A 22,510-nucleotide genomic window follows, 5' to 3' on the forward strand; every position below is an offset into this window, starting at 1 on the left:
GTCTTCAGCGGGTCTCGGTGACGGGGAGCGCGCCGGTGGGCTGCGGCGGGGCGGCCGCCGGGGCGCGCGCCGGCCGCGGCACCGCCGATGCCGCCGACGGCACCGGTCTGCGCCGGCCGAGCGGGACGACGTGCGGCCGCCCCTCCGTGTCGCCCAGCACCACGTGCCGTACTACCCGTTCGGCGGCGCGTCCGTCGTCGTACGGGCAGAACCGCCGCCGGAACTCCGCCCGCAGCAGGTCGGAGCGCGCGTCGCGCCAGCGGCCGGTCGCGAAGACGTCGATCACCTCGTCCTCGCTGTGGGCGACCGCGCCCGGCGGCGAGCAACGCAGGTCGAGGTAGGTGCCGCGGGACGCCTCGTACGCCTCCCGGTCCGGGGTGTGCACCACGATCGGCCGGTCCAGGTTGGCGTAGTCGAACATGAGGGCCGAGTAGTCGGTGAGCAGCGCGTCCGAGGCCAGGCAGAGGGACTCCACGCTCGGGTGGTCGCCGACGTCGATGACCCGGGCACCCGTCCCGAGGGGACCGCCGTGCACCGGGTGGGAGCGGGCCAGGATCACGAACCGCGGGCCCAGACGGCGCAGGACGCGCTCCAGGTCGAGCAGCGGCTGCTGGGTGCGGCGGTGGTCGCGGTACGTCGGCGCGTACAGGATCGCGACCGCGCCCTCGGGAACGCCGAGCGACTCGCGCAGCCGGGCCACGTCGGCCGACGTGGCCCGCTGGAAGACGTCGTTGCGCGGGCGGCCGTACTCCAGGGTGGTGAAACGGCCCGGGAAGACCCGCTCCCAGGTGAGGGTGGAGTGCCGGTTGCCGGACAGCACGTAGTCCCACTGGTCGACGTCCCTCAGCAGCTCCTCGAAGTCGGTGCCCCGGGCCGCCGCGGGACGCTCCTGGAGGTCGAGACCCGTGTGCTTGAGCGGCGTGCCCTGCCGTGTCTGCACCACGACCTGGCCGCGGCGCTTCCCCGGCCCGGGGCCGGGAAGGGCGTCGTGCACCAGGTACTTGGAGCGGGCCAGCGCCGTCCAGAAGGCCGCCGTGCCGGGGCGCAGCGGGCGCGGGCCCGGCGGGACCGCGTGCTCCCACCCGGGCTGGACGATCCAGGCGGTGCGGATGTGCGGGGCGTACGCGCGGAACGCCTCCTCCAGCGCCCCCGGATCGCCGCGTCCCCAGGAGGCGGTGAACACCGCCCGGTCGGCCCGCAGCGGCAGCCGCAGCTGGACGCGGTAGTGCAGCCGGAGCACGCCGGAGCGCAGGGCGCGGACCGGCCGCACCGCCGACCTCAGCGCGCGCCGGCGGACGGCCGAGACCAGCCGCAACGCCCGGAACGTGCGGTGCAGGCCGTAGCGGACCAGGGCCTGCCGCGGCCCCGTCCGGACGCCCGGGACGCGGTGGCGGCGGCAGTGGGCTCGGGCCCGGCGGAGGAACTCGCCGTGACTTCCGCGCGGGAGCCTGCCCCGCCGCGTGAAGACCACGGCGTAGTGGTCGACCATCCGGCGGAACAGCTCGGGCCGCCAGCACGCCAGGTGCGGCCGCTCGTCGACGTAGGCGAAGACCCGGTCGTACTGGTCGAACAGGTCGAAGTGCCGGCGGCTCGTGGTGCCGAGGATGCTGCCCTGCCGTCGCTGCCGGTAGTGCACGCACACCCGGTCCAGGGTGGCGATCGACTCCGCCGTCATCAGCACCGGGAAGGTCCAGGGGGTGTCCTCGTAGTAACCGGGCGGGAAGGCGAAGGCGTGCTCCTGGACGAACTCCCGCCGGTAGGCCTTGTTCCACGCCACCATCAGCACCCTGAGCAGCCCCGGCCGGTCCTGGAGCCGGAACGGCGCCGGCCCCTCCTCGGCGAGCTGGGCCGACAGCTGGTTGCGCGCCGTCCGGCCGTCCCAGTAGGTGCGCGCGTAGTCGTAGACCAGGACGTCCGGCTCACCGGTCACCGTGATCCGGTCGGCGACCGCCCGCAGCGCGTCCGGGGTGAGCGTGTCGTCGCTGTCCAGGAAGACCAGGTAGTCGCCGCTCGCCTCGGCCATGCCCGCGTTGCGGGCGCGGCCGAGTCCCCGGTTCTCGGCCAGGTGCACGGGCTTCACGCGCGCGTCCAGGGCCGCGTACTCGTCGATGATCGCGCCGCAGGCGTCGGGGGAGCAGTCGTCCACGGCGATCAGTTCGAGATCGGGGTACGACTGCGAGAGCACCGAGTCCAGGCATTCGGCGAGGTACGCCTGGACCTTGTACGCGGGGACGATGACACTGAACCTGGGCATGGGACATCCATGGGTCGGACGGCGCGGGCGTCATGCCCGGCAACGGCCCGGGAAGCGGCTTGGTTACGGCCCACGGGGCAACCGGGCTCCATCAGGTGAACGCCGAGGGGCGGACCGATGCCGGTCCGCCCCCCGAAGAGTGCCCGCCGGGCGCCTACTTGACCGCGCCCGCCATCACACCGGACACGAACTGCCGCTGGAACGCGAAGAACACGGCCAGCGGGATCACCATGGAGATGAACGCGCCGGGCGCCAGCACGTCGATGTTGTTGCCGAACTGCCGTACCTGCGTCTGCAACGCGACCGTGATCGGCTGGGTACCCGACTTGGTGAACACCAGCGCGACCAGCATGTCGTTCCACACCCACAGGAACTGGAAGATGGCGAGGCTCGCGATCGCCGGCCCGCCGAGCGGCATCACCACACGTGTGAACAGCCGCAGTTCACCGGCGCCGTCCAGCCGGGCCGCCTCCAGCAGCTCGCGCGGGATCTCCGCGAAGAAGTTCCGCAGCAGGAACACCGCGAACGGCAGGCCGAAGCCCGTGTGGAACAGCACGACCCCGAGGATCGTCCCGAACAGGCCGATCTTCCCGAACAGTTCGGCGATCGGAATCAGCGCCACCTGCACGGGCACCACCAGCAGGCTGACCACGCCCAGGAACCACCAGTCCCGCCCGGGGAACTCCATCCACGCGAACGCGTAGCCCGCGAGTGAGCCGATCACGACGACCAGCAGGGTCGCCGGAACCGTGATCAGCACGGTGTTCACCAGGGAGTCGGTGATGTCGCCGTTCTCCAGCAGGTTGCGGTAGCTGTCGACGGTCAGCCTGGACGGCTCGGAGAACACCGTCCACCAGCCGCTCGCGCTCATGTCCTGCGGCGCGCGCAGCGAGGAGACGAGCAGCCCGACGGTCGGCACCAGCCAGAACAGGCCGACGAGCACGAGGACCACACGGACCAGGCCGCCGCTCAGCTTCTCCGCGATGCGGGAACCGAGGGACCGCCGGGCCCTGACCGTGTGGACCGGCGCGGTCTTGCCGATGCTTCCGGCGGTGGTGGTCATCGCCGCACCTCCCGCCTGAGCCGACGGATGTTGAACAGCATCACCGGGATCACCAGGAGCAGCAGGAACACGGCGATCGCGCTGGCGACGCCCGGCTGGCCCTCGGCGAATCCCTTGCGGTAGAGCTCCAGGGCCAGCACGTTGGCGTCGTCCTGGGAGGAGCCGGGCGCGATGATGTAGACGAGGTCGAACACCTTGAGCACGTTGATCATCAGCGTGACCACGACCACCGCGAGGACCGGCGCCAGCAGCGGCACGGTGACCCTGCGGAACACCTGCCACTCGTTGGCGCCGTCCACCCGCGCCGCCTCCAGCAGTTCCCGGGGCACGCCCGCGAGCCCGGCCGCGATCAGGACCATCGCGAAGCCCGCCCACATCCACACGTACGACCCGATGACCGCCGGGGTGACCAGCGCCGGGCCGAGCCAGTCGACGCCGTTGTACGGCTCCTTGAAGTTGCTCGCGGGCAGCCGGAGCAGCGCCCCGTCGGCCGACGCGGGCAGCGTGAAGGTGCCGTCGCCGGCCGCCTCGGTGGAGGCGACCACCTTGCCGTCCTTCACCGCCTCGATCCGCATCCCGGCGTAGCCCAGCTCGGCGGGGTCGGGCGCGCCCAGCTTCCCGACGCCCTCGCCCCGGGTGAAGTCCTGCCAGGTGGTGCCGGTGATCCTGCCGGACTCCGCCGTGGCGGCGGCGGCCTTCTTCGCGCCGTCCGGCATCTGGTCCGGGGCGACGCCCACGAGCGGCAGGGCGACCGGCTGCCCGGCACGTACGGCGGCCTTGGTGACGAAGCCCCCGTCCCGCGCCACGAGCGGTGACTGCCGGCCCGGGTGCGCCTTCGGGAACGCCGACGACTGGGCGAAGGTGTCGTGGACGCCCACCCACACCGCGTTGGCGACGCCCTTGTCCGGGTCCTGGTCGTACACGAGCCGGAAGATGATGCCGGCCGCCAGCATCGAGATCGCCATCGGCATGAAGACGACCAGCTTGAACGCCGTTCCCCAGCGCACCCGTTCGGTCAGCACCGCGAAGATCAGGCCGAGCGCGGTGGAGACCGTGGGCGCGAACACCACCCAGATGACGTTGTTCTTCAGCGCCGTCCGGATGCCGTCGTCGGTGAACAGCGCCTTGTAGTTGTCGGCGCCGGCGAAGCCGTCGCCGGAGGCGTTGTAGAAGCTGCGGACGACCGAGTACCCGATCGGGTAGACCACGAGCGCGCCGAGCAGCACCAGGGCGGGCAGCAGGAACAGGGCTGCCACGGTCCGGCGGCTGCCGGTCACGCTCTTGCGGCTCTTGGGCGCGGCGGGGCCCGGTGGGGCCCCGGCCGCCGCTGCCGACGCCATGGCCGGATCAGCTCCCGTTCCCGTACGCGGCCGCCGCGTCCTTCTCCAGCCGCGCCTGCGTGCCCGCGACGTCCTTCGGGTTCTTCAGGAAGTCCTGCAGGTCCTTCCACTCGCCCTTGCCGGGGGTGCCGCCGAACGCCTGCGGGGCCTGGTCGGACATGTCGAAGCGGAAGTCGTCGCCGGAGGCGATCAGCGCCTTGGCGATGGTGCGCTGCACCTCGTTCGGGTAGGCCGACTCGGGCACGTTCCTGTTCGGGGAGAGGTAGCCGCCGAGCTTGGCCTGGATGGTCGCCGCGTCCGGGGAGGCCAGGAAGGTGGCCAGGGCCTGGGCCGCCTTGGAGTCCTTCAGCACGACGGCCGCGTCACCGCCGGAGACCACCGGAGCGCTGGAGCCCACGGCGGGGAACGGGAACACCTTCGCGTCGGTGCCCACCTTCGCCTTGGTGTCGCCGATGTTGACCTGTGCGAAGTCGCCCTCGTAGACCATGGCGGCCTTCGGCTGGTCGCCACCGGTGAAGGTCTGGGTGACGGAGGCCGGGAACTCGGTCTGCAGCGCGCCGTCCGCGCCGCCCGCCACGTAGTCCTTCCTGCCCCAGATCTGGGCGAGCGTCGTGAGCGCCTGCTTCACCGACGGATCGGTCCACTTGATCTTGTGCTGGGCGAGCTGGTCGTACTTCTCCGGGCCCGCCTGGGACAGGTAGACGTTCTCGAACCAGTCCGTCAGCGTCCAGCCGTCGGCGCCGCCGACCGAGAACGGGGTGACCCCGGAGTCGTACACCGCCCGCGCGGCGGTCAGCAGGTCCTGCCAGCTCTTGGGCTCCTTGGCGCCCGCGTTCCCGAAGGCCTTGGCGTTGTACCAGATCAGCGACTTGTTGGCGGCCTTGTAGTAGACGCCGTAGCTCTTGCCGTCGACCTTGCCGATGTCCTGCCAGCCCGGCGAGTAGTTCTTCCGCAGTTCCTTGAGCGCGTCCGCGCCGAGCGGCTTGGCCCAGCCCTTCTGCACGGCCTGCCTGATGGCGCCCGGCTGCGGCAGCAGCGCCACGTCCGGCGGCTGACCGCCCGCGATCTTGGAGCCCAGGAAGTTGATGATCGGGTCCTGGGCGGGCACGAACGTCACCTTCGCGCCGGTGCGCTTCTCGAACTCCGCGAGGACCTGCTTGAAGTTCTTCTGTTCGGTGCCGGTCCAGACGGCGGCGACCTCCAGCTTCTCGCCGTTCAGCTTCGGCAGGGTGACGGTGGAGCCGGTGGCCCCGCCGCTCGTGTCGCCGTCGTCCTTCTTGTCGTTGTCGGAGCCGGAGCATGCGGTCAGCGCCAGGGCTCCCGCGAGCAGCGCGGCGAGTGTGGTGACGGCCCTGTGTGTCCGGATGGTGCTGCTGTTGCTGCGCATCACTTCCCCGTTCGTCGTTCTCCGTTGAACGTCAGAACTGTGTCCCGTCCGGTCCGGTCTACGCCGGGCCGCGCGAAGGCGGCAAGAGCGCCTGCGCCGTCCAGCGGTCCATCGTGACCGGCTCGTGATCAGGGGGGTATGCGTGCGGATTCCGCCAGGGCCCGGTGAGGCGGCGGCGGGAGCCCGAAGCGGTGGCGGGCCCCTGGACGCGGCGGGGGCCCGCCGCAGCGGCGTGGGCCCTTGAAGCGGTGGCGGTCTCCTGAGGCGGCGGTGAACCCTTCAAGGGGTGGCGGGGCGCTAGAGCAGCGAAGGCACCTCCGCCGCCGAGACCTGGCGGGCCGCCCGCTCCACCGCGCTCGCCAGCAGCGCGAGGTCGGTGGGGCCGTTGCCGAGTTCGCGCACGGGCCGGCGGGTCGGCGGGTCGCCCATGCGCTGCCAGTCCAGCGGGACGACCGTGGGGCGCTGGGTCGCGGTGCGGGGGATGCGTCCCGTCACCCGGCCGCCCTGGAATTCGGTGACCCGTCCGTCCGCGCAGGTCAGCCGGCCCCGCCCGGGCGCCACCTCCTCCGGTCCCGGCTCGGGAGCGTCCAGGGTCACCCGCAGGGTGGCCCGGCGGGCCGGTTCCGTCTCCTCCGTACGGCCGCCGGTCCCGGCTGCCGCCACCAGGTGCACGCCGAGCCGCTCGCCCTCCCGGGACACCGCCTCCAGCGCCCGCATCACCGACCCGGCGGCGGGCCGGCCCGGTGAGCCGAGGGGCGGGGAGACCAGCGCGTCCAGGTCGTCGACGACGACCACGAGCCGGGGCAGGGGCGGTGCGGTCTCGGCCCGCCGGCGTGCGGCCGCGCCCGGGCGCAGCCGCAGGGTGGAGCTGGGCGGGGTGTCGAGATCACCGGTGGCGGACGTGCGCTGGGCGACGATCCGGCCCGACACCTCGCGGCTCGTGTGCCACTCGGTGAAGTCGCAGCGGCCCAGCAGCTCCGCCCGCCGTTTCAGCTCGGCGCTCAGCGACTGCGCGAACTCCCGCATGCGGACCGGGTCGTGAGCGCCCAGGTGGGTGGTGACGTGCGGTATGTCGGTGCAGACCCGCAGGCCCTCGTCGCGGCCGACGCCCGTGCCGACGCCGTCCCGGCCGTCGATCAGCACCACGCCCAGCCGGTCCGGCCGTTCCGCGGCGGCCAGCGAGGCGACCACGGACCGCAGCAGCTCGGTACGGCCGCTGCCCGCGGGCCCCTCGATCAGCAGGTGCGGACCGTCGGCCACCAGGTCGGCGGTGAGCGGGCCACGCGGTCCGGCACCGAGCACCGCCCGGGCCCGGCCGCCCAGCGACTCGGTGTCGTCCGCCGCGTCCGCCCAGCGGGCCATCAGCGACGCCGGGGTGGCCCGGGCCAGTCCCAGCTCGTCCAGCAGCCGCGCGGAGCGCGGCAACGGCGTGGCGACGCGCGGGTGCCGCTCGCCGGCGGGGCCGTCCGGTCGCAGGGGCGCCAGTGCCCGCGCGAACCGTTCCGCCCAGGCGGCGGAGACGGCGTCCACGGCGGCGACGGTGCCCGGGCCGACCGGTCCGCCCGGCGCCACGCGCATCAGGTGCAGCGCGCTCGCGACATCGCCGCCCAGCAGCGCCACGGCACCGCAGTGCCGGAACGTCGGTGTCGCCGCGCACGCGGCCTCGTACACCCGTGTCGCGGGGGACGCGGGGGAGGCGGGCTCGGTCTCGGCGAGACACAGCACGTGGATCCCGGCCCGCGGCCCGGCCACGGCCAGCCGTGCGAGGGCGTCGCGCAGGGCGGTCCCGCCGGGATCCCCGTCCACGACGACGACGGTGTACGGCCCCGGAAACCCACCCCCGGCACCGACCGGTTCGGCGTCCCCCCTGGCCCAGGAGGGCCGCCGGCCGGGGGTCGCTATGCCACCGGGGTACGGGTCGTGCGCGGGAGCGCCGTGCGGTGGGGGTGCCGAGCCCGGCATGGATGCGCCGGCCGGGCCGGGGGGAGTGTTCCTGGCGGGGCCGCCCGGGTACGGGTCGTGCGCGGGAGCGCCGTGCGGTGAGGGTGCCGGGCCGGGCATGGACGCGCCGGCCGGGCCCGCGGCCCCTGCGGTCGGGACACCGGGGCGTGTGTCGTGGGCGGGGGCGTCGGCGGAGGCCCTGAAGGGTCCGTCGGCGGCAGTCGGGACCGGGCCCCGTGCCGAGGCGCCGTGCGGCGAGGGGGCCGCGCCGGCAGCGGACGCGCCGGTCCGGCCCGAAGCCGTGTCCCGGGCCGGGGCGTCGGGGCGGGGTGCCGGATGCGCCGCGCTTCTGCCCGTCGCCGCGTGGTCGTCGACCCGGCGCAGCAGTTCCTCCGTGCGGGCCGCCGCCTGCTCGCGGTCGTAGGCGAGCAGCAGCCGGCAGCCCTGGCCGTGGCCCGGCCGGACGTGCGGGAGCCAGCCCAGCCAGGACCATTCCGCCGTGCGTTCCTCCACCGGACGCGAGCGGTCCGCGCTGATCAGCACGATCTCCAGCAGATCGGGGGAGTGCAGCGCGGCGAGCTGGGCCAGTGCCGCGCGGGCCAGCCCGGACAGGCGGGGGCGCGGGCCGGCCAGGCCCAGCGCGCCCGCCTCGCGCAGCGCCGCCGTCACCGGCACGGCGGGCAGCAGCCCCGAGCCGTCGGGCGCGCTCCGGTCGGCCGTGCCGAGCCGGAGGGTCAGCACCTCCGGGTGACCCGGCCCCCGCTCCCACAGCCGGGGCCCCGGGCCGAGCGCCGTCAGCAGCAGCGCGGCCGGGTCAGGCCAGGTCTCGGTCTGCTGCGGCGCACCGGCGGCGGGTACCTCGGCGGCACGGGCCGCCGCGGCCTCGTACGTCTCCGGACCGGCCGGCTGTTCCCCGCGCCCGCCGGTCAGCCGGCGCGCCCACGCGCCGAGCCCGCGCCGCCGCAGGACCTGCGGGACGTCGGGCGTGCCGCCGCCCGCCGGGCGCGGCGCGGTAGGACCGGCAGGGGGCTCCCCGAAGGGTCCGCCGGGCCCCGCGACGCCGAACCGCCCGGCATGGGTGCGAGTCTCGCCCGAAGCGGCACCGGACGTCGCGGCGTCGTCACCCCTGCTCCCGCCGCGCGGCGCTCCGGCGTGCCCCGGTATCACCGGGGGCTCCCCTTGCCGGTGCTCCGGGAAGGCCTCCCAGCCGGCCGAGCCGTAGGCGTGGCGCACATCGCCGGAGGGGCCTTCGCCGGCAGCCGGCGCACCTCCCGCGCCGGACGGCCGCCCGCCCCAGGCACCCCCCGCACCCGCCGACGGCGCTTGCGCCCCACCAGGGCCACCCGCACCCGACGACGCTTCCCGCACGGGTGGTGCGGGTGGGAACCCGGACCCGGCCGAAGGCCGGGCATCCCCTGACGCACCGGCACCCGAAGACACACCCGTACCCGAAGACGAAACCGCCCCCGCCCCCGAAGACACGCCCCCGCCGGCCAGGCCGACCCGCAGGCACCCCTCCCCGTCGGCGACGGTCCGCACCCGAGCCCCCGGCCCCCCGGACGGAGTCACCCGCAGCGCGGACTCCCCGATCCTCAGCAGCGCCCCCGCGGGCAACCGCGCCGGGCGGTCGGTCACCCGCGTGCCGTCGAGCACCGTGCCGTTCGTGGAGTTCAGGTCGGCCACCGAGACACCGCCGTCGGCCGCGACCGTGACCACGCAGTGCAGCCGGGACACGTCCGGGTCGTCCAGCGGGACGTCCGCGTCGGCGGAGCGGCCGACGGTGATCCGGCCGCCGTGCAGCAGATGGACCCCGCCCGCGTCCGGGCCCGCGACCACGTGCAGCTGGGTCGGCGCGTCGTCCAGCTCGGGATGGGACTCCGGGGCCGCCGGGGCGCCCAGGGACAGTACGGCACCATCGACCAGCGGCGGCTCGCCGAGGACACAGCGGCGGGGGTCCAGACGGTCGGTGCCGGCGTACAGGACCACCGGGGAGCCGGTCGCGTCACGCCCGGTACCGCCCTCGCCCGTGACCGCACCGGCCAGCGCCGAGGCGACCGCGGCCAGGTCCGTGCCCGTGGGCGCCGTGACCAGCACGTCGCGGCTCGCGGCGCGGCCCCGCTGCGGAGACGGGCCCGGCGGGTCTACGACGGTCAGCCGGATCTGCATCGGCGTCAGCGGTCCCTTCTGCGCGGGTCTGCGCGGGCGCGGACTTCCCCCCACCCCACACGAGCACGTCGGCCAGTACTGGGAGGCATCCTCGCACCTGCCACCGACAGCGCGCCCGGCACCCGGGAACAAGTGATCTTGATTGGTCGGCTCTGCCCCCAAAAGTGCCTGACCAGTGCCGCACACGCGATCAGTTGAGATCGGTCACGTCCGGCTCCGGCAACCACTCGACCGGGACGCGCGTCTTTCCTTCGAACATGCACCAGAACGCCTGCGCGGTGCCCCGAGGACCGGCACTAGAGTGGGTCGGAACACCAGGACACCGGGACACCGGACGACGGAACACCGGAAACGCAGGCAAGCAAGCAGCAGGGAGCGCGTGACGTGCGGCCAGTCGGCAGCAAGTACCTGCTTGAGGAGCCGCTCGGACGCGGCGCCACAGGCACCGTCTGGCGTGCCCGCCAGCGCGAGACCGCGGGCGCCGAGGCGGCCGTGCCGGGCCAGCCCGGGGAGACCGTCGCCATCAAGGTCCTCAAGGAGGAGCTGGCGAGCGACCCGGACATCGTGATGCGCTTCCTGCGGGAACGCTCCGTGCTGCTGCGCCTCACCCACCCCAACATCGTCCGGGTCCGCGACCTGGTCGTCGAGGGCGATCTGCTGGCCCTGGTGATGGACCTCGTGGACGGCCCCGACCTCCACCGCCACCTGCGGGAGAACGGCCCCTTCACCCCGGTCGCCGCCGCGTTGATGACGGCCCAGATCTCCGACGCGCTCGCCGCGAGCCACGCCGACGGCGTGGTGCACCGCGACCTCAAGCCCGCCAACGTGCTGCTCCAGCAGCACGACGGCCAGCTGCACCCGATGCTGACCGACTTCGGCATCGCCCGCCTCGCCGACTCCCCGGGCCTGACCCGCACCCACGAGTTCGTCGGCACGCCCGCGTACATCGCGCCGGAGTCCGCCGAGGGCCGCCCGCAGACCTCCGCCGTCGACGTCTACGGCGCCGGCATCCTGCTGTACGAGCTGGTCACCGGCCGCCCGCCGTTCGCCGGCAGCACCGCCCTGGAGGTGCTGCACCAGCACCTGAGCGCCGAGCCGCGCCGTCCCTCGACCGTCCCGGACCCGCTGTGGACGGTCATGGAGCGCTGCCTGCGGAAGAACCCGGCCGAGCGGCCGAGCGCCGAGAACCTCGCGCGCGGGCTGCGCGTCGTCGCCGACGGCATCGGCGTGCACGCGAACGCCGCCCAGATCGCCGCGGCCGAGGGCGTGGGCGCCCTGCTGGCCCCCGACCCGGCCCCGGCCGCCGTCCCGGGAGTGCCCGGCGCGGCCGACCCCACCCAGGTGCTGCCCACGAACGCACCGCAGGGCGCCTACGACCCGAACGCCGCGACCAGCGTCCTGCCGTACACCAGTGGTCCGGCCGGCGCCGCCGACCCCACCGCCGTACTGCCGAACACCGGCGCGGCCGACCCGACGGCGGTGCTTCCGAACACGGGCCCGCAGGGACAGCAGCCCGACCAGCCGCACCCCTGGCAGTCCCAGCTGCGCGCCGCCCGGGACCGCAACGAGCAGACGCAGATCCAGTACCTCGCCCCGGACGAGGACCCGCTGCGTCGCCGCCCCCAGCGGCAGGTCGCCCGGCCCCAGCAGCAGCCGCGCCCGGCCCCCCAGCCCCGTCCGCAGCGGCCCCAGCCGCGCGGCCGGCAGCAGCCGGCGGCCGACTACGGCTACCCGCCGCAGCAGCCCCAGCACTACGCCCCGCCGCAGCAGCCCCAGCGCTACGCGCCGCCCGCGCCGGAGCCGCGGCGGCCCGCGCCCGAGCCCCGGGCGCCCCGGCAGCGCAGCGCCAACCCGACGAAGATCCCCGGACTCGGCTGCCTCAAGGGCTGCCTGTTCACGATCGTCATCCTGGTCGTCGCGAGCTGGCTGATCTGGGAGCTGACGCCGCTGCAGGACTGGATCGGCACCGGCAAGGGCTACTGGGACCAGCTGAGCGACTGGGCCGGGAGGATCGGCCACTGGGCCAAGGAACTGGGCGGTTCCGCCGGCGGCGGGAACTGAGCGGGCGAAGCACCGGAAACCGATCCCCGGTTTGGGGACTTGTCGACATCTGGCGGGTGATTTCCGCCTCCCCCGTGAAGGCCGGCTCGTTCGGCGCGTAGTTTTAACGACAACACGCGTCGGTAGGAGCAGTCTTGGCACGGAAGATCGGCAGCCGGTACACCGCGAACCAGATCCTGGGGCGGGGCAGCGCCGGCACGGTGTGGCTCGGCGAGGGTCCCGAGGGTCCCGTCGCCGTCAAGCTGCTGCGCGAGGACCTCGCCTCCGATCAGGAGCTCGTCGGACGCTTCGTCCAGGAGCGCACCGCACTGCTGGGCCTGGAGCACCCGCACATCGTCACCGTGCGCGACCTGGTGGTCGACGGCAACGACCTGGCGCTGGTCATGGACCTGGTCCGGGGCACCGACCTGCGCACGCGGCTCGAACGCGAACGGCGGCTCGCCCCCGAGGCCGCCGTGGCGATCGCCGCCGACGTCGCCGACGCGCTGGCGGCGGCCCACGCGGCCGGCGTCGTCCACCGGGACGTCAAGCCCGAGAACGTCCTCCTCGACATGCAGGGGCCGCTCGGTCCCGGCGGCGCCCACCCCGCGCTGCTCACCGACTTCGGCGTCGCCAAGCTGATCGACTCGCCGAAACGGACCCGGGCCACGAAGATCATCGGCACGCCGGACTACCTGGCGCCGGAGATCGTCGAGGGCCTGCCCCCGCGGGCCTCCGTGGACATCTACGCGCTGGCGACGGTTTTGTACGAGCTGCTGGCCGGCTTCACCCCCTTCGGCGGCGGCCACCCCGGCGCGGTACTGCGCCGGCACGTCACCGAGACCGTCGTACCGCTGCCCGGCATCCCCGAGGAGCTGTGGCAGCTGATCGTGCAGTGCCTGGCCAAGGCGCCGGCCTCCCGGCTGCGCGCCTCGGAGCTGGCGGCCCGGCTGCGGGAGCAGCTGCCCGTACTGGCCGGGATGCCGCCGCTGGAGGTGGACGAGCCGGAGCCCGCCGAGGAGGCGGAGGCTGAACCGCAGTCGCCGTCGGCTCAGGCGGAGGGCGAGCCGGTACGGCGGCGGGGCGCGGTCTCCCTGGTCCCCGGGGCCAGGCCGGACTCCAACCGGGACACACACACCTCGATGCGGGTGCCGGGACCGGACGAGCTGGCGGGCGGGGCGCACGGCACGGCACGGGCGCCACGGGCGGCGGGCGCTCCGCGGCCGGGGTCGGCCCGCCACCGGGCCGCGGTGCGGCGGCGCCGGATCACGCTGGGCGTGGCCTCGGTGGTCGTGGCGGCCGCGGTGGGCGTCGGCGCGTGGCTGATCTCCGACGGAGACGACACGGAGTCCCCGCAGCACACCCACAGCACGTCGACGCCCTGAGCCGGCGGGTCCCCCTCCGGCCGCCCGTCCGAACGGCCGGCGTCACCGGCCCGCCGGCGCCCGGCGCCCGGCGCGCGCGGACGGGGCCGTACGGCCCTGAGCCGGGGCTGCGCCGGCGGCGGTCCCGGGGTGTCCGGCGTCACGGTGCCGGGCACCCGGGGGCAAGGGCTCACTCGGCGCTCGGCGGAGCCGTTACGCTGGAGGCGTGGCAGTCGTCGATGTATCCGAAGAGCTGAAGTCCCTCTCCTCGACCATGGAGTCGATCGAGGCCGTCCTGGACCTCGATGCGATGAGGGCGAATATCGCCGTGCTCGAGGAGCAGGCGGCCGAGCCGTCCCTGTGGGACAACCCGGACGAGGCGCAGAAGATCACCAGCAGGCTCTCCCACCTCCAGGCCGAGGTCAGGAAGGCGGAGGCGCTGCGCGGCCGGATCGACGATCTCGCGGTCCTCTTCGAGATGGCCGAGGAGGAGGACGACCCGGACACCCGCGCAGAGGCCGAGTCCGAGCTGGCCGCGGTGCGGAAGTCGCTGGACGAGATGGAGGTCCGCACGCTTCTGTCCGGCGAGTACGACTCCCGTGAGGCGCTCGTCAACATCCGCGCCGAGGCCGGCGGCGTCGACGCCGCCGACTTCGCCGAGAAGCTCCAGCGCATGTACCTGCGCTGGGCCGAGCAGCGCGGCTACAAGACGGAGCTGATCGAGACGTCGTACGCGGAAGAGGCCGGCATCAAGTCGACCACCTTCTCCGTGCAGGCGCCGTACGCCTACGGCACCCTCTCCGTCGAGCAGGGCACGCACCGCCTCGTGCGCATCTCGCCCTTCGACAACCAGGGGCGCCGCCAGACCTCCTTCGCGGGCGTGGAGGTGCTCCCCGTGGTCGAGCAGTCCGACCACGTCGAGATCGACGAGTCCGACCTGCGCATCGACGTCTACCGGTCCTCCGGTCCGGGCGGACAGGGCGTGAACACGACCGACTCCGCGGTCCGCATCACCCACCTGCCCACCGGCATCGTGGTCTCCTGCCAGAACGAGCGGTCGCAGATCCAGAACAAGGCCACCGCCATGAACGTCCTCCAGGCCAAGCTGCTGGAGCGGCGCCGCCAGGAGGAGCAGGCCAAGATGGACGCCCTCAAGGGCGACGGCGGCAACTCCTGGGGCAACCAGATGCGTTCGTACGTGCTGCACCCGTACCAGATGGTCAAGGACCTGCGCACCGAGCACGAAGTGGGCAACCCCGAGGCCGTGTTCAACGGTGAGATCGACGGGTTCCTGGAGGCCGGGATTCGCTGGCGCAAGCAGCAGGAGAAGTAACTTTGTCGACATGACAACTGCCGCCCTTGAGGCGGCAGTTGTCGTTTGTCCGGGATTCACGTCACACTCACAGGCTTCAACTCCCCTCAAACGTCCCTCGGTCGGACATTGCGCGCGCAACGTCCTTGACGTCGCTTTGAAAAATCGCGAGGGTGGGGCGCGGCATGCGTACTCGAGGGGCGCATGTGAACCGGGGGATCGAGTTGACGCGCACTTCGCCACCAGCTGCCTCCGTCGATCACGGCAAGCCCCACGCTCCGCCTCATTGACGATCAGCTACTGGGGGTAGCAACCACATGACGAAGAAGACGCGGATCCGGGTCGCGCGGATAGCCGCGGGCGCCGTGATCGCGGCCGGTGCGTCGCTGACCGCGGCGGGTGCGGCTTCCGCCCTCGACCTCGGTGTCCAGGCGGGCCCGCTCAGCATCGGCGTGACGACCGACGGCAACGCCCCGGGTGAGACCGAGGGCACGACCGAGGGCACCACGCAGGGGACCACCGAAGGTGCCATCGTCGGCGTGACCGAGGGCACGACCCAGGGCAGCACCGAGGGGACGACCGAGGGCACGACTCAGGGGACGACCCAGGGCACCACCGAGGGCACGACCCAGGGGACCACTGAGGGCACCACCGAGGGCACGACCCAGGGCACCACCGAGGGCACGATTCAGGGGACGACCCAGGGCACCACCGAGGGTACGACCCAGGGGACCACCGAGGGCACGACCCAGGGCACCACTCAGGGCGGCAACAACGGCGGTGGCTCCGGCAACGGTGGCAACACCGGCGGCGGCAACGGTGGCGGCCACTCCGGCGGTGGCAACGGTGGCGGCCACTCCGGTGGCAACGGCAACTCGGGCGGCAACGGCAACTCCGGTGGCAACGGCGCCTCGGGCGGTTCCGGGGACGGTGGCACCACCGGCGGCGGCAACAACGACACGCCCCAGGGCGGCAACAACAACAGCTCGCAGGAGGAGGGCTCCTCGGCCCTCACCGACACCGGCTCCGACACCACGGCCCAGGGCGGCGACAAGCAGCTCGCCGAGACCGGTGCCGGTCAGACCGCGTTCCTGCTCATCGGCGCCGCGACGATGATCGCCGGCGGCATCGGCTTCCGCGTCCTGCCGCGTCTGGCCGGCGGCCGGGGCGGCGCGGCCGCCTGAGCGTAGCCGCACGGTCACGCACCGCGCGCACGGCGCGTACCCGCGTACGAAAGGGCCCGGAGCTCGCGCTCCGGGCCCTTTCGCCGTCCGTGGCTCCCGCCGCCCTACGCGGTCTGGTGCGCCAGCAGCGCCACCGCGGCGATCAGCACCGCCAGCAGCGCGATCAGCGCCATCGGGTTCATACCCGCGAAGAAGCCCTCCTGCTGCAGTCGCGCGCGGTTCGCACGGCACACGGGGCACCGGCCCTCGCTCACGGGCGCCGCGCAGTTCGCGCACACCAACCGGTCGTACGTCATGCGCTCGCCCTCCTTGCACCGGCCATCACGCGTACAACGCTCAGGGGAACGGGAACGTTCCCCCCTCCACTGTGCCAGGTTCCCGCGCCGCCCGCCGGGTCGCTTCCGCAGGCGTGGTCTCGGTCACGCCCGGTACAAAAGCGCACAACCTGTCCTCAACGCCGTACGGGCCCTGCACGTGCACACCCGGTTCGCGTATGGTCACGCTCATCTACCCCCGGCGACCCGTGGTGCATCCGTGATCCGATTCGACAACGTCTCCAAGGTCTACCCCAAGCAGACCCGCCCCGCCCTCAGGGATGTCTCCCTGGAGGTGGAGAAGGGCGAGTTCGTCTTCCTCGTCGGTTCCTCCGGCTCCGGAAAGTCCACCTTCCTGCGGCTGGTCCTGCGCGAGGAGCGGTGCAGCCACGGCCAGGTGCACGTGCTCGGCAAGGACCTCGCGCGCCTGTCCAACTGGAAGGTGCCGCAGATGCGCCGCCAGCTGGGGACGGTCTTCCAGGACTTCCGGCTCCTGCCGAACAAGACGGTCGCGGAGAACGTGGCCTTCGCGCAGGAGGTCATCGGCAAGTCCCGCGGCGAGATCCGCAAGTCCGTGCCGCAGGTGCTCGACCTGGTCGGCCTCGGCGGCAAGGAGGACCGGATGCCCGGCGAGCTGTCCGGCGGTGAGCAGCAGCGCGTCGCCATCGCGCGGGCCTTCGTCAACCGGCCCAAGCTGCTGATCGCCGACGAGCCCACCGGCAACCTCGACCCGCAGACCTCCGTCGGCATCATGAAGCTGCTCGACCGCATCAACCGGACGGGCACCACGGTCATCATGGCGACGCACGACCAGAACATCGTGGACCAGATGCGCAAGCGCGTCATCGAGCTGGAGAAGGGCCGCCTCGTCCGCGACCAGGCCCGCGGCGTCTACGGCTACCAGCACTAAGCAAGTTCACGACGGAAAGGCTCGACCAGACGCCATGCGCGCCCAGTTCGTCCTGTCGGAGATCGGTGTGGGTCTCCGCCGCAACCTGACGATGACCTTCGCCGTCATCGTGTCCGTAGCCCTGTCCCTGGCGCTCTTCGGCGGCTCCCTGCTGATGAGCGACCAGGTCAGCACCATGAAGGGCTACTGGTACGACAAGGTCAACGTCTCGATCTTCCTGTGCAACAAGCACGACGCCGACTCCGACGTCAACTGCGCCAAGGGCGCGGTCACCGAGGACCAGAAGAAGCAGATCCTCGTCGACCTGAAGAAGATGCCGGTCGTCGAGACGGTCAGCTACGAGTCCCAGGACCAGGCGTACAAGCACTACAAGGAGCAGTTCGGCAACTCCCCGCTGGTGGGCTCGCTGACCCCGGACCAGATGCAGGAGTCGTACCGGATCAAGCTCAAGGACCCGCAGAAGTACAAGGTGATCGCGTCCGCGTTCAACGGACGCGACGGCGTGCAGTCGGTGCAGGACCAGAAGGGCATCCTGGACAACCTGTTCCAGCTGCTGAACCTGATGAACCGGGCCGCGCTCGGCGTGATGGCGCTGATGCTGCTCGTCGCGCTGCTGCTGATCGTCAACACCGTGCGCGTCTCGGCGTTCAGCCGTCGGCGCGAAACGGGGATCATGCGCCTGGTCGGCGCCTCGGGCTTCTACATCCAGGCGCCCTTCATCGCCGAGGCGGCCGTCGCCGGTCTCATCGGCGGCAGCCTGGCCTGCGTGTTCCTGGTGGCCGGGCGGTACTTCACCATCGACCACGGCATGGCCCTGTCCGCCAAGCTCCAGCTGATCAACTTCGTCGGCTGGGACGCGGTGTTGACCAAGCTGCCGCTGATCCTCGCCACCAGTGTGCTGATGCCATCGCTGGCGGCGTTCTTCGCACTGCGCAAGTACCTGAAGGTGTGACGCACGCCAACGCGGGCCGTACGGTCATCGAGCCGTACGGCCCTGCGCGTTGGCCTAGACTCACCGCCATGTCAGGTCGTGACCTGTTCTGTCAGCCCCGTCGCATCCGCCGCGGGGCAGCCCTGACATTGGTCTTCGCCGGCGTGCTGGTCACCGGCGCCGCCACCGGCTCCTTCCCGCAGTCCGACGAGCCCGCGCGCGAGGCCGCCTCCGGCCCGGCGGGCCCCCGCACCCGGCACGAGGCCGTGCAGCGGGCCGCCGCCGAGGCGATGGCCGACGGCAAGTCCCCGATGGAGGCGGCCGAGCGGGCCGTCAGCCGCAGCGGCGACCGCTGGGGCGCCGTCTACTCCGAGGACGAGTACGAGGAGTTCCGGGACTCCCTCGACGGCCGGTACACCGGCGTCGGCCTGTGGGCGCGACGGGAGCGGGACGGCCGGATCGAGGTGACGAAGGTCCAGCCGGGCTCGCCGGCGGCCGCCGCGGGGATCCACGCGGGCGACCGGCTGCGCAGCGTCGACGGCGGCGAGGTCGACGGCCGGCCGGTCACCGAGGTGGTCTCCTTACTGCGCGGCGACGCCGAGGACGCCCCGGCCGGCACGACGGTCACCCTCGGTCTGCAGCGCGGCACGCGCGCGTGGACCGAGAAGCTGCACCGGGCCCGGCTGTCCACCGACTCCGTGACCGTCCGCAGGCTGCCCGGCGGGGTCACCGTCATCAAGATCGCCGCGTTCACCAAGGGCTCCGCCCAGGCCGTCCGCGGGGCGCTGCACGACACTCCGGCCGACGCCGGGGTCGTCCTGGACCTGCGGGGCAACTCCGGAGGCCTGGTCACCGAGGCCGTGGACACCGCGTCCGGCTTCCTCGACGGCGGCCTGGTGGCCACCTACGACGTCGACGGCGCCCAGCGCGCCCTGCACGCCGACTCCGGCGGCGACACCACCCGGCCCCTGGTCGCCCTCGTCGACGGCGGCACGATGAGCGCGGCCGAGATGCTCACCGGCGCCCTGCAGGACCGGGGCCGCGCGGTGGTGATCGGCTCGCGCACCTTCGGCAAGGGCTCCGTCCAGATGCCGACGAAGCTCCCCGACGGCTCCGTCGCCGAGCTGACCGTCGGCCACTACCGCACCCCGTCCGGGCACGCGGTGGACGGCCGGGGCGTCACCCCCGACCTGGAGGCGGGGCCGGACGCGCTGCGGCGGGCGGAGACGGTACTGACGGGCCTGGGCGACCCGTCGTAAACGGCTTCCCCCGGACCCCCTCCGTAGTGCGAAAATGGACGGCACTATGAGCAAGGGAATGTACGTACCGAAGGAGTCCCAGCCCAAGCAGGGCGGGGGGGCCGCGAAGACGGCCAAGGACGGCAAGCGCAAAATCGTCGCGCAGAACAAGAAGGCGCGGCACGACTACGCGATCGTCGACACCTACGAGGCCGGGCTCGTCCTCACCGGCACCGAGGTGAAGTCGCTGCGCCAGGGGCGCGCCTCGCTGACCGACGGCTTCGTCCAGATCGACGGGAACGAGGCCTGGCTGCACAACGCCCACATCCCCGAGTACTACCAGGGCACCTGGACGAACCACTCCGTGCGCCGCAAGCGCAAGCTGCTCCTGCACCGCGAGGAGATCGACAAGCTGGAGGCCAAGTCCCAGGAGACGGGTCACACGATCGTGCCGCTCGCCCTGTACTTCAAGGACGGCCGCGCGAAGGCCGAGATCGCCCTCGCACGAGGCAAGAAGGAGTACGACAAGCGGCAGACCCTGCGTGAGAAGCAGGACCGGCGGGAGTCGGACCGGGCGATCGCGGCGGTGCGGCGCAAGCAGCGCGGCTAGGCCGGCCCGGCCGGGGGAATACGCTGGCACGGAACCGCGTTGGTCACGTACGATGGCATCTGCACCGCACAGCAGGTGCGCGAGCCTCTCCGGTCGCCCGGAGGGGATTGAAAAAACAACATGGGGATGATCGGTTTCGACAGCGGCTGTCGAAGCAGGGGAAGCGTGTCGAGGAAGCGGCAATGATCTCGTAAACCATATGTCGCAAAAAATAATCGCCAACACCAAGCGCGATTCCTCCTCGTTCGCCCTCGCTGCCTAATTAGCAGCTAGCGAACTCTCATAGGAGTGTCAGCCCGGGCTTGTTCCCGTCCCGGATCCTGGCATCAGCTAGGGAACTAAACCTTGATCCCGGTCACGGGGTGAAGAGGGAAACCAAACAGTGACTGGGCCCGTCGGCGACTTGTTCGCGTGATCGCCGGGGCCGAGAAAAGCGAAGCGAACTGCACACGGAGAAGCCCTGGTTCCGCACCGTTGGACGCGGGTTCGATTCCCGCCATCTCCACGATCGGGAGGCTCTGCGAGCCTCCCACCCATGTGGGCGAAGGCCCCGCCGCTCGCGAGCGACGGGGCCTTCGCCATGCGCGGTGTGCCTTCGCGTGCGCGGTGCCGGTCACGAGAAGCGGTGCAGCTTCCTCATGTCCATGGCATGATCCGCCTGCAAGCGCCGCCCGTCCGCCCGTGAAGGACGTACCCCTCATGTTCCTGCTCCGCCTCCTGCCGCCCCTGCCCCGTGAGATCAGCCTCGGCGTGGTCGGGCTGTGCGCGGGCCTCTTCCTGGCCGTCATGGGCGCCCTGCACGGCTACGGCGAGGTCACCGGCGTCGCCGGGACGGTCCGGATCGCGAACTGCGACCACGCCCACGGCGGCTGGCGGGACCTGTGGACCGACGGATGGGCCTGCCAGGGCGCGTTCGAGGCGGACGACCACAGCGTCAGCATCCGCAGCGTCGCGGTCGACGGCGTCTTCGACGACCTGCCCGACGCCACCGTGGCCGCACGCGTCGAGGGCCCCTCCGCGCACACCGCGCTCCAGGACACCTCCGGCAGCTGGAAGTGGCCCGCGCTCACCGGTGTCGTCATCCTCGCCTTCACCGCCTGGCGCGTCCGCACCATCCGCCGCCTGCTCGCCGAGCGCAGGACCTCGGTGCCCCCGAGCGCGGTCCCTGCCTGATCCCGCCTGCGATCCTGCCTCAGGCCACCTGCCGCGGCGAGCGCACCCGCCCCGCCCCCGAGTGGATCAGCAGGGCCAGGCAGGCCGCCGCGACCGGGATCGCGTAGGCGGTGGCGGGGGAGAGGTGCTCGGCCGCCCAGCCGCCCGTCGCCGAACCGCAGGCGACGCCGGTGAGCAGTCCGGTCACCATCAGGCTCATGCCCTCGTTGAGCCGGTCGGCCGGGGTGCGCCGCTGCACCAGGGTCATCGCCGTCACCATGGTCGGCGCGGTCGCCATGCCCGCCACGAGCAGCGTCCCGGCCAGCACCGGCAGGGAACCGGTGAGCGCCGCCGACAGCCAGGGCAGGGTCATCAGCGCCGCCATCGCCGCCAGGCAGCGGGTCAGCGTGACGCCGGCCGGTCTGAGCGTCCCGTACACCAGCCCCGCCGCGCAGGAGCCCGCCGCCTGCAGGGCGAGCACGGCACCCGCCGCCGCCCGGTGCCCCTGCGCGTCGGCGTAGGCGATCGTGACGACCTCCATCGACCCGAACACCGCGCCGGTGGCCGCGAAGCAGGCGAGCAGCGCGGGCATGCCGGGGCCGCGCAGCGGCGAGGGCGCCTTCGAACGGGTGAGCGGCGGCGGCTCGGTGGCCCGCTGGGCGGTGAACAGCAGCATGCCGGACAGCAGCAGCACCGCCGCCGTGAGCGTGCCGGCCTCCGGGAAGAACGTGCCGGTCAGGAACGACGCGAGGACCGGTCCGAGCATGAAGCACAGCTCGTCGGCGGCCTGTTCGAAGGAGTTCGCGGTGTGCAGCGCACCCGGGTCGTCGTGCAGCAGATGGGCCCAGCGGGCACGGGAGAGACCGCCGATGTTGGGGGTCGCCGCGGTGGCCGCGTAGGCGGCGAAGAGGGTCCAGCCGGGGGCGTCCCAGCGGACGCACAGCAGCAACGCCAGGCTGCCGAGCACGGAGACCAGCGTGGCCGGCACGGCGACCCGGGCCTGCCCGTGCCGGTCCACGAGCCGGGCGACCCACGGGCCGGCCAGCGCGGTCGCGCCGAGACCCGTCGCGGTGACGGCGCCGGCCAGGGCGTACGAGCCCCGGGAGGCGGCGATCATCACGACGGCACTCACGCCGAACATGCCGATCGGCAGCCGGGCGAGGAGATTGCCGGCGGTGAAGGCGCGGGCGCCTGGAAGGGAGAAGAGGCGGCGGTATCCGGCACTTCGCGGGACGTCCGCCGGTATGTGCCGTTCCTCGGCGGTCTGTTGCGGCATGGCTCCACGGTCACCCGGAGGCGGCCGC

The 22,510-nt window shown here is 73.0% G+C and carries 16 protein-coding genes and 1 other RNA gene; 10 read left to right on the forward strand and 7 right to left on the reverse strand.

Annotated elements, in window-relative coordinates; genetic code table 11:
- Positions 1-4: 4 nt before the first annotated feature.
- The 5 genes from IE177_RS04355 to IE177_RS04375 form a co-directional block, all read right to left on the reverse strand.
- On the reverse strand, positions 5-2,254 hold the full coding sequence (locus IE177_RS04355; protein ID WP_190013397.1) for a bifunctional glycosyltransferase/CDP-glycerol:glycerophosphate glycerophosphotransferase: 2,250 nt from the start codon (positions 2,252-2,254) through the stop codon (positions 5-7).
- Positions 2,255-2,408: 154 nt separating this feature from the next.
- Positions 2,409-3,317 carry a carbohydrate ABC transporter permease gene (locus IE177_RS04360; protein ID WP_190013398.1) on the reverse strand — a complete coding sequence of 303 codons (909 nt, stop codon included), beginning with the start codon at positions 3,315-3,317 and terminating at the stop codon, positions 2,409-2,411.
- Positions 3,314-4,594: a carbohydrate ABC transporter permease gene (locus IE177_RS04365; RefSeq protein ID WP_190014077.1), complete on the reverse strand. Its 1,281-nt coding sequence runs from the start codon at positions 4,592-4,594 to the stop codon at positions 3,314-3,316. The genes IE177_RS04360 and IE177_RS04365 overlap by 4 nt, the downstream gene beginning before the upstream one ends.
- Before the next feature lie 70 nt (positions 4,595-4,664).
- The gene (locus IE177_RS04370) at positions 4,665-6,044 is read right to left on the reverse strand and encodes an ABC transporter substrate-binding protein (protein WP_190013399.1); all 1,380 of its coding nucleotides are present in this window, start codon (positions 6,042-6,044) and stop codon (positions 4,665-4,667) included.
- A 297-nt stretch (positions 6,045-6,341) separates the two neighbouring features.
- Positions 6,342-10,151, reverse strand: coding sequence for an FHA domain-containing protein (locus tag IE177_RS04375; protein ID WP_190013400.1), 3,810 nt, complete (start codon positions 10,149-10,151; stop codon positions 6,342-6,344).
- Positions 10,152-10,535: 384 nt separating this feature from the next.
- Here IE177_RS04375 and IE177_RS04380 point away from each other — a divergent pair, with 384 nt between their 5' ends.
- The 4 genes from IE177_RS04380 to IE177_RS04395 all read left to right on the forward strand — a co-directional run bounded on the left by IE177_RS04380 (position 10,536) and on the right by IE177_RS04395 (position 16,051).
- Complete coding sequence (locus IE177_RS04380; RefSeq protein ID WP_190013401.1) at positions 10,536-12,212, forward strand: serine/threonine-protein kinase; 1,677 nt, start codon at positions 10,536-10,538, stop codon at positions 12,210-12,212.
- A 134-nt stretch (positions 12,213-12,346) separates the two neighbouring features.
- Complete coding sequence (locus IE177_RS04385) at positions 12,347-13,576, forward strand: serine/threonine-protein kinase (protein WP_190013402.1); 1,230 nt, start codon at positions 12,347-12,349, stop codon at positions 13,574-13,576.
- 205 nt (positions 13,577-13,781) lie between these two features.
- Complete coding sequence (gene prfB / locus IE177_RS04390) at positions 13,782-14,888, forward strand: peptide chain release factor 2 (RefSeq protein WP_190013403.1); 1,107 nt, start codon at positions 13,782-13,784, stop codon at positions 14,886-14,888.
- 296 nt (positions 14,889-15,184) lie between these two features.
- Positions 15,185-16,051 (forward strand): hypothetical protein, encoded by an 867-nt coding sequence (locus IE177_RS04395; protein WP_190013404.1) that lies wholly within the window; start codon positions 15,185-15,187, stop codon positions 16,049-16,051.
- Positions 16,052-16,155: 104 nt separating this feature from the next.
- Here IE177_RS04395 and IE177_RS04400 read toward each other — a convergent pair whose 3' ends face one another.
- Complete coding sequence (locus IE177_RS04400; RefSeq protein ID WP_190013405.1) at positions 16,156-16,347, reverse strand: hypothetical protein; 192 nt, start codon at positions 16,345-16,347, stop codon at positions 16,156-16,158.
- Between the two features lie 238 nt (positions 16,348-16,585).
- Between IE177_RS04400 and ftsE the strand changes: the two genes are divergently transcribed.
- From ftsE to IE177_RS04430, 6 genes are all read left to right on the forward strand, one after another.
- Positions 16,586-17,275, forward strand: a complete 690-nt coding sequence (gene ftsE / locus IE177_RS04405; RefSeq protein WP_031159396.1) for a cell division ATP-binding protein FtsE — start codon at positions 16,586-16,588, stop codon at positions 17,273-17,275.
- Between the two features lie 34 nt (positions 17,276-17,309).
- Complete coding sequence (ftsX, locus tag IE177_RS04410) at positions 17,310-18,227, forward strand: permease-like cell division protein FtsX (protein WP_190013406.1); 918 nt, start codon at positions 17,310-17,312, stop codon at positions 18,225-18,227.
- Positions 18,228-18,295: 68 nt separating this feature from the next.
- Positions 18,296-19,465 (forward strand): S41 family peptidase, encoded by a 1,170-nt coding sequence (locus tag IE177_RS04415; RefSeq protein ID WP_190013407.1) that lies wholly within the window; start codon positions 18,296-18,298, stop codon positions 19,463-19,465.
- A gap of 46 nt (positions 19,466-19,511) precedes the next feature.
- Entirely contained in the window at positions 19,512-20,054 is a 543-nt protein-coding gene (smpB, locus tag IE177_RS04420) for an SsrA-binding protein SmpB (protein WP_190013408.1), read from the forward strand.
- 122 nt (positions 20,055-20,176) lie between these two features.
- Positions 20,177-20,562: a transfer-messenger RNA gene (gene ssrA / locus IE177_RS04425) on the forward strand.
- 173 nt (positions 20,563-20,735) lie between these two features.
- Positions 20,736-21,227 (forward strand): hypothetical protein, encoded by a 492-nt coding sequence (locus tag IE177_RS04430; protein WP_229815899.1) that lies wholly within the window; start codon positions 20,736-20,738, stop codon positions 21,225-21,227.
- Between the two features lie 19 nt (positions 21,228-21,246).
- Here the strand turns inward: IE177_RS04430 and IE177_RS04435 are convergent, their stop codons facing one another.
- Positions 21,247-22,482 (reverse strand): MFS transporter, encoded by a 1,236-nt coding sequence (locus IE177_RS04435; protein WP_190013410.1) that lies wholly within the window; start codon positions 22,480-22,482, stop codon positions 21,247-21,249.
- Positions 22,483-22,510 lie beyond the last annotated feature (28 nt).

The organism is Streptomyces lucensis JCM 4490 (assembly GCF_014650035.1).
GTDB classification, from domain to species: Bacteria; Actinomycetota; Actinomycetes; order Streptomycetales; family Streptomycetaceae; genus Streptomyces; species Streptomyces lucensis.

What these genes read in the sequence shown, in the direction of transcription:
- ftsX (WP_190013406.1), top strand. Translation starts at nt 17,310, where the DNA reads ATGCGCGCCCAGTTCGTCCTGTCGGAGATCGGTGTGGGTCTCCGCCGC.
- smpB (WP_190013408.1), top strand. Translation starts at nt 19,512, where the DNA reads ATGAGCAAGGGAATGTACGTACCGAAGGAGTCCCAGCCCAAGCAGGGC.
- IE177_RS04375 (WP_190013400.1), bottom strand. Translation starts at nt 10,151, where the DNA reads ATGCAGATCCGGCTGACCGTCGTAGACCCGCCGGGCCCGTCTCCGCAG.
- IE177_RS04370 (WP_190013399.1), bottom strand. Translation starts at nt 6,044, where the DNA reads ATGCGCAGCAACAGCAGCACCATCCGGACACACAGGGCCGTCACCACA.
- IE177_RS04435 (WP_190013410.1), bottom strand. Translation starts at nt 22,482, where the DNA reads ATGCCGCAACAGACCGCCGAGGAACGGCACATACCGGCGGACGTCCCG.
- IE177_RS04400 (WP_190013405.1), bottom strand. Translation starts at nt 16,347, where the DNA reads ATGACGTACGACCGGTTGGTGTGCGCGAACTGCGCGGCGCCCGTGAGC.
- IE177_RS04415 (WP_190013407.1), top strand. Translation starts at nt 18,296, where the DNA reads ATGTCAGGTCGTGACCTGTTCTGTCAGCCCCGTCGCATCCGCCGCGGG.
- IE177_RS04395 (WP_190013404.1), top strand. Translation starts at nt 15,185, where the DNA reads ATGACGAAGAAGACGCGGATCCGGGTCGCGCGGATAGCCGCGGGCGCC.
- IE177_RS04360 (WP_190013398.1), bottom strand. Translation starts at nt 3,317, where the DNA reads ATGACCACCACCGCCGGAAGCATCGGCAAGACCGCGCCGGTCCACACG.
- IE177_RS04355 (WP_190013397.1), bottom strand. Translation starts at nt 2,254, where the DNA reads ATGCCCAGGTTCAGTGTCATCGTCCCCGCGTACAAGGTCCAGGCGTAC.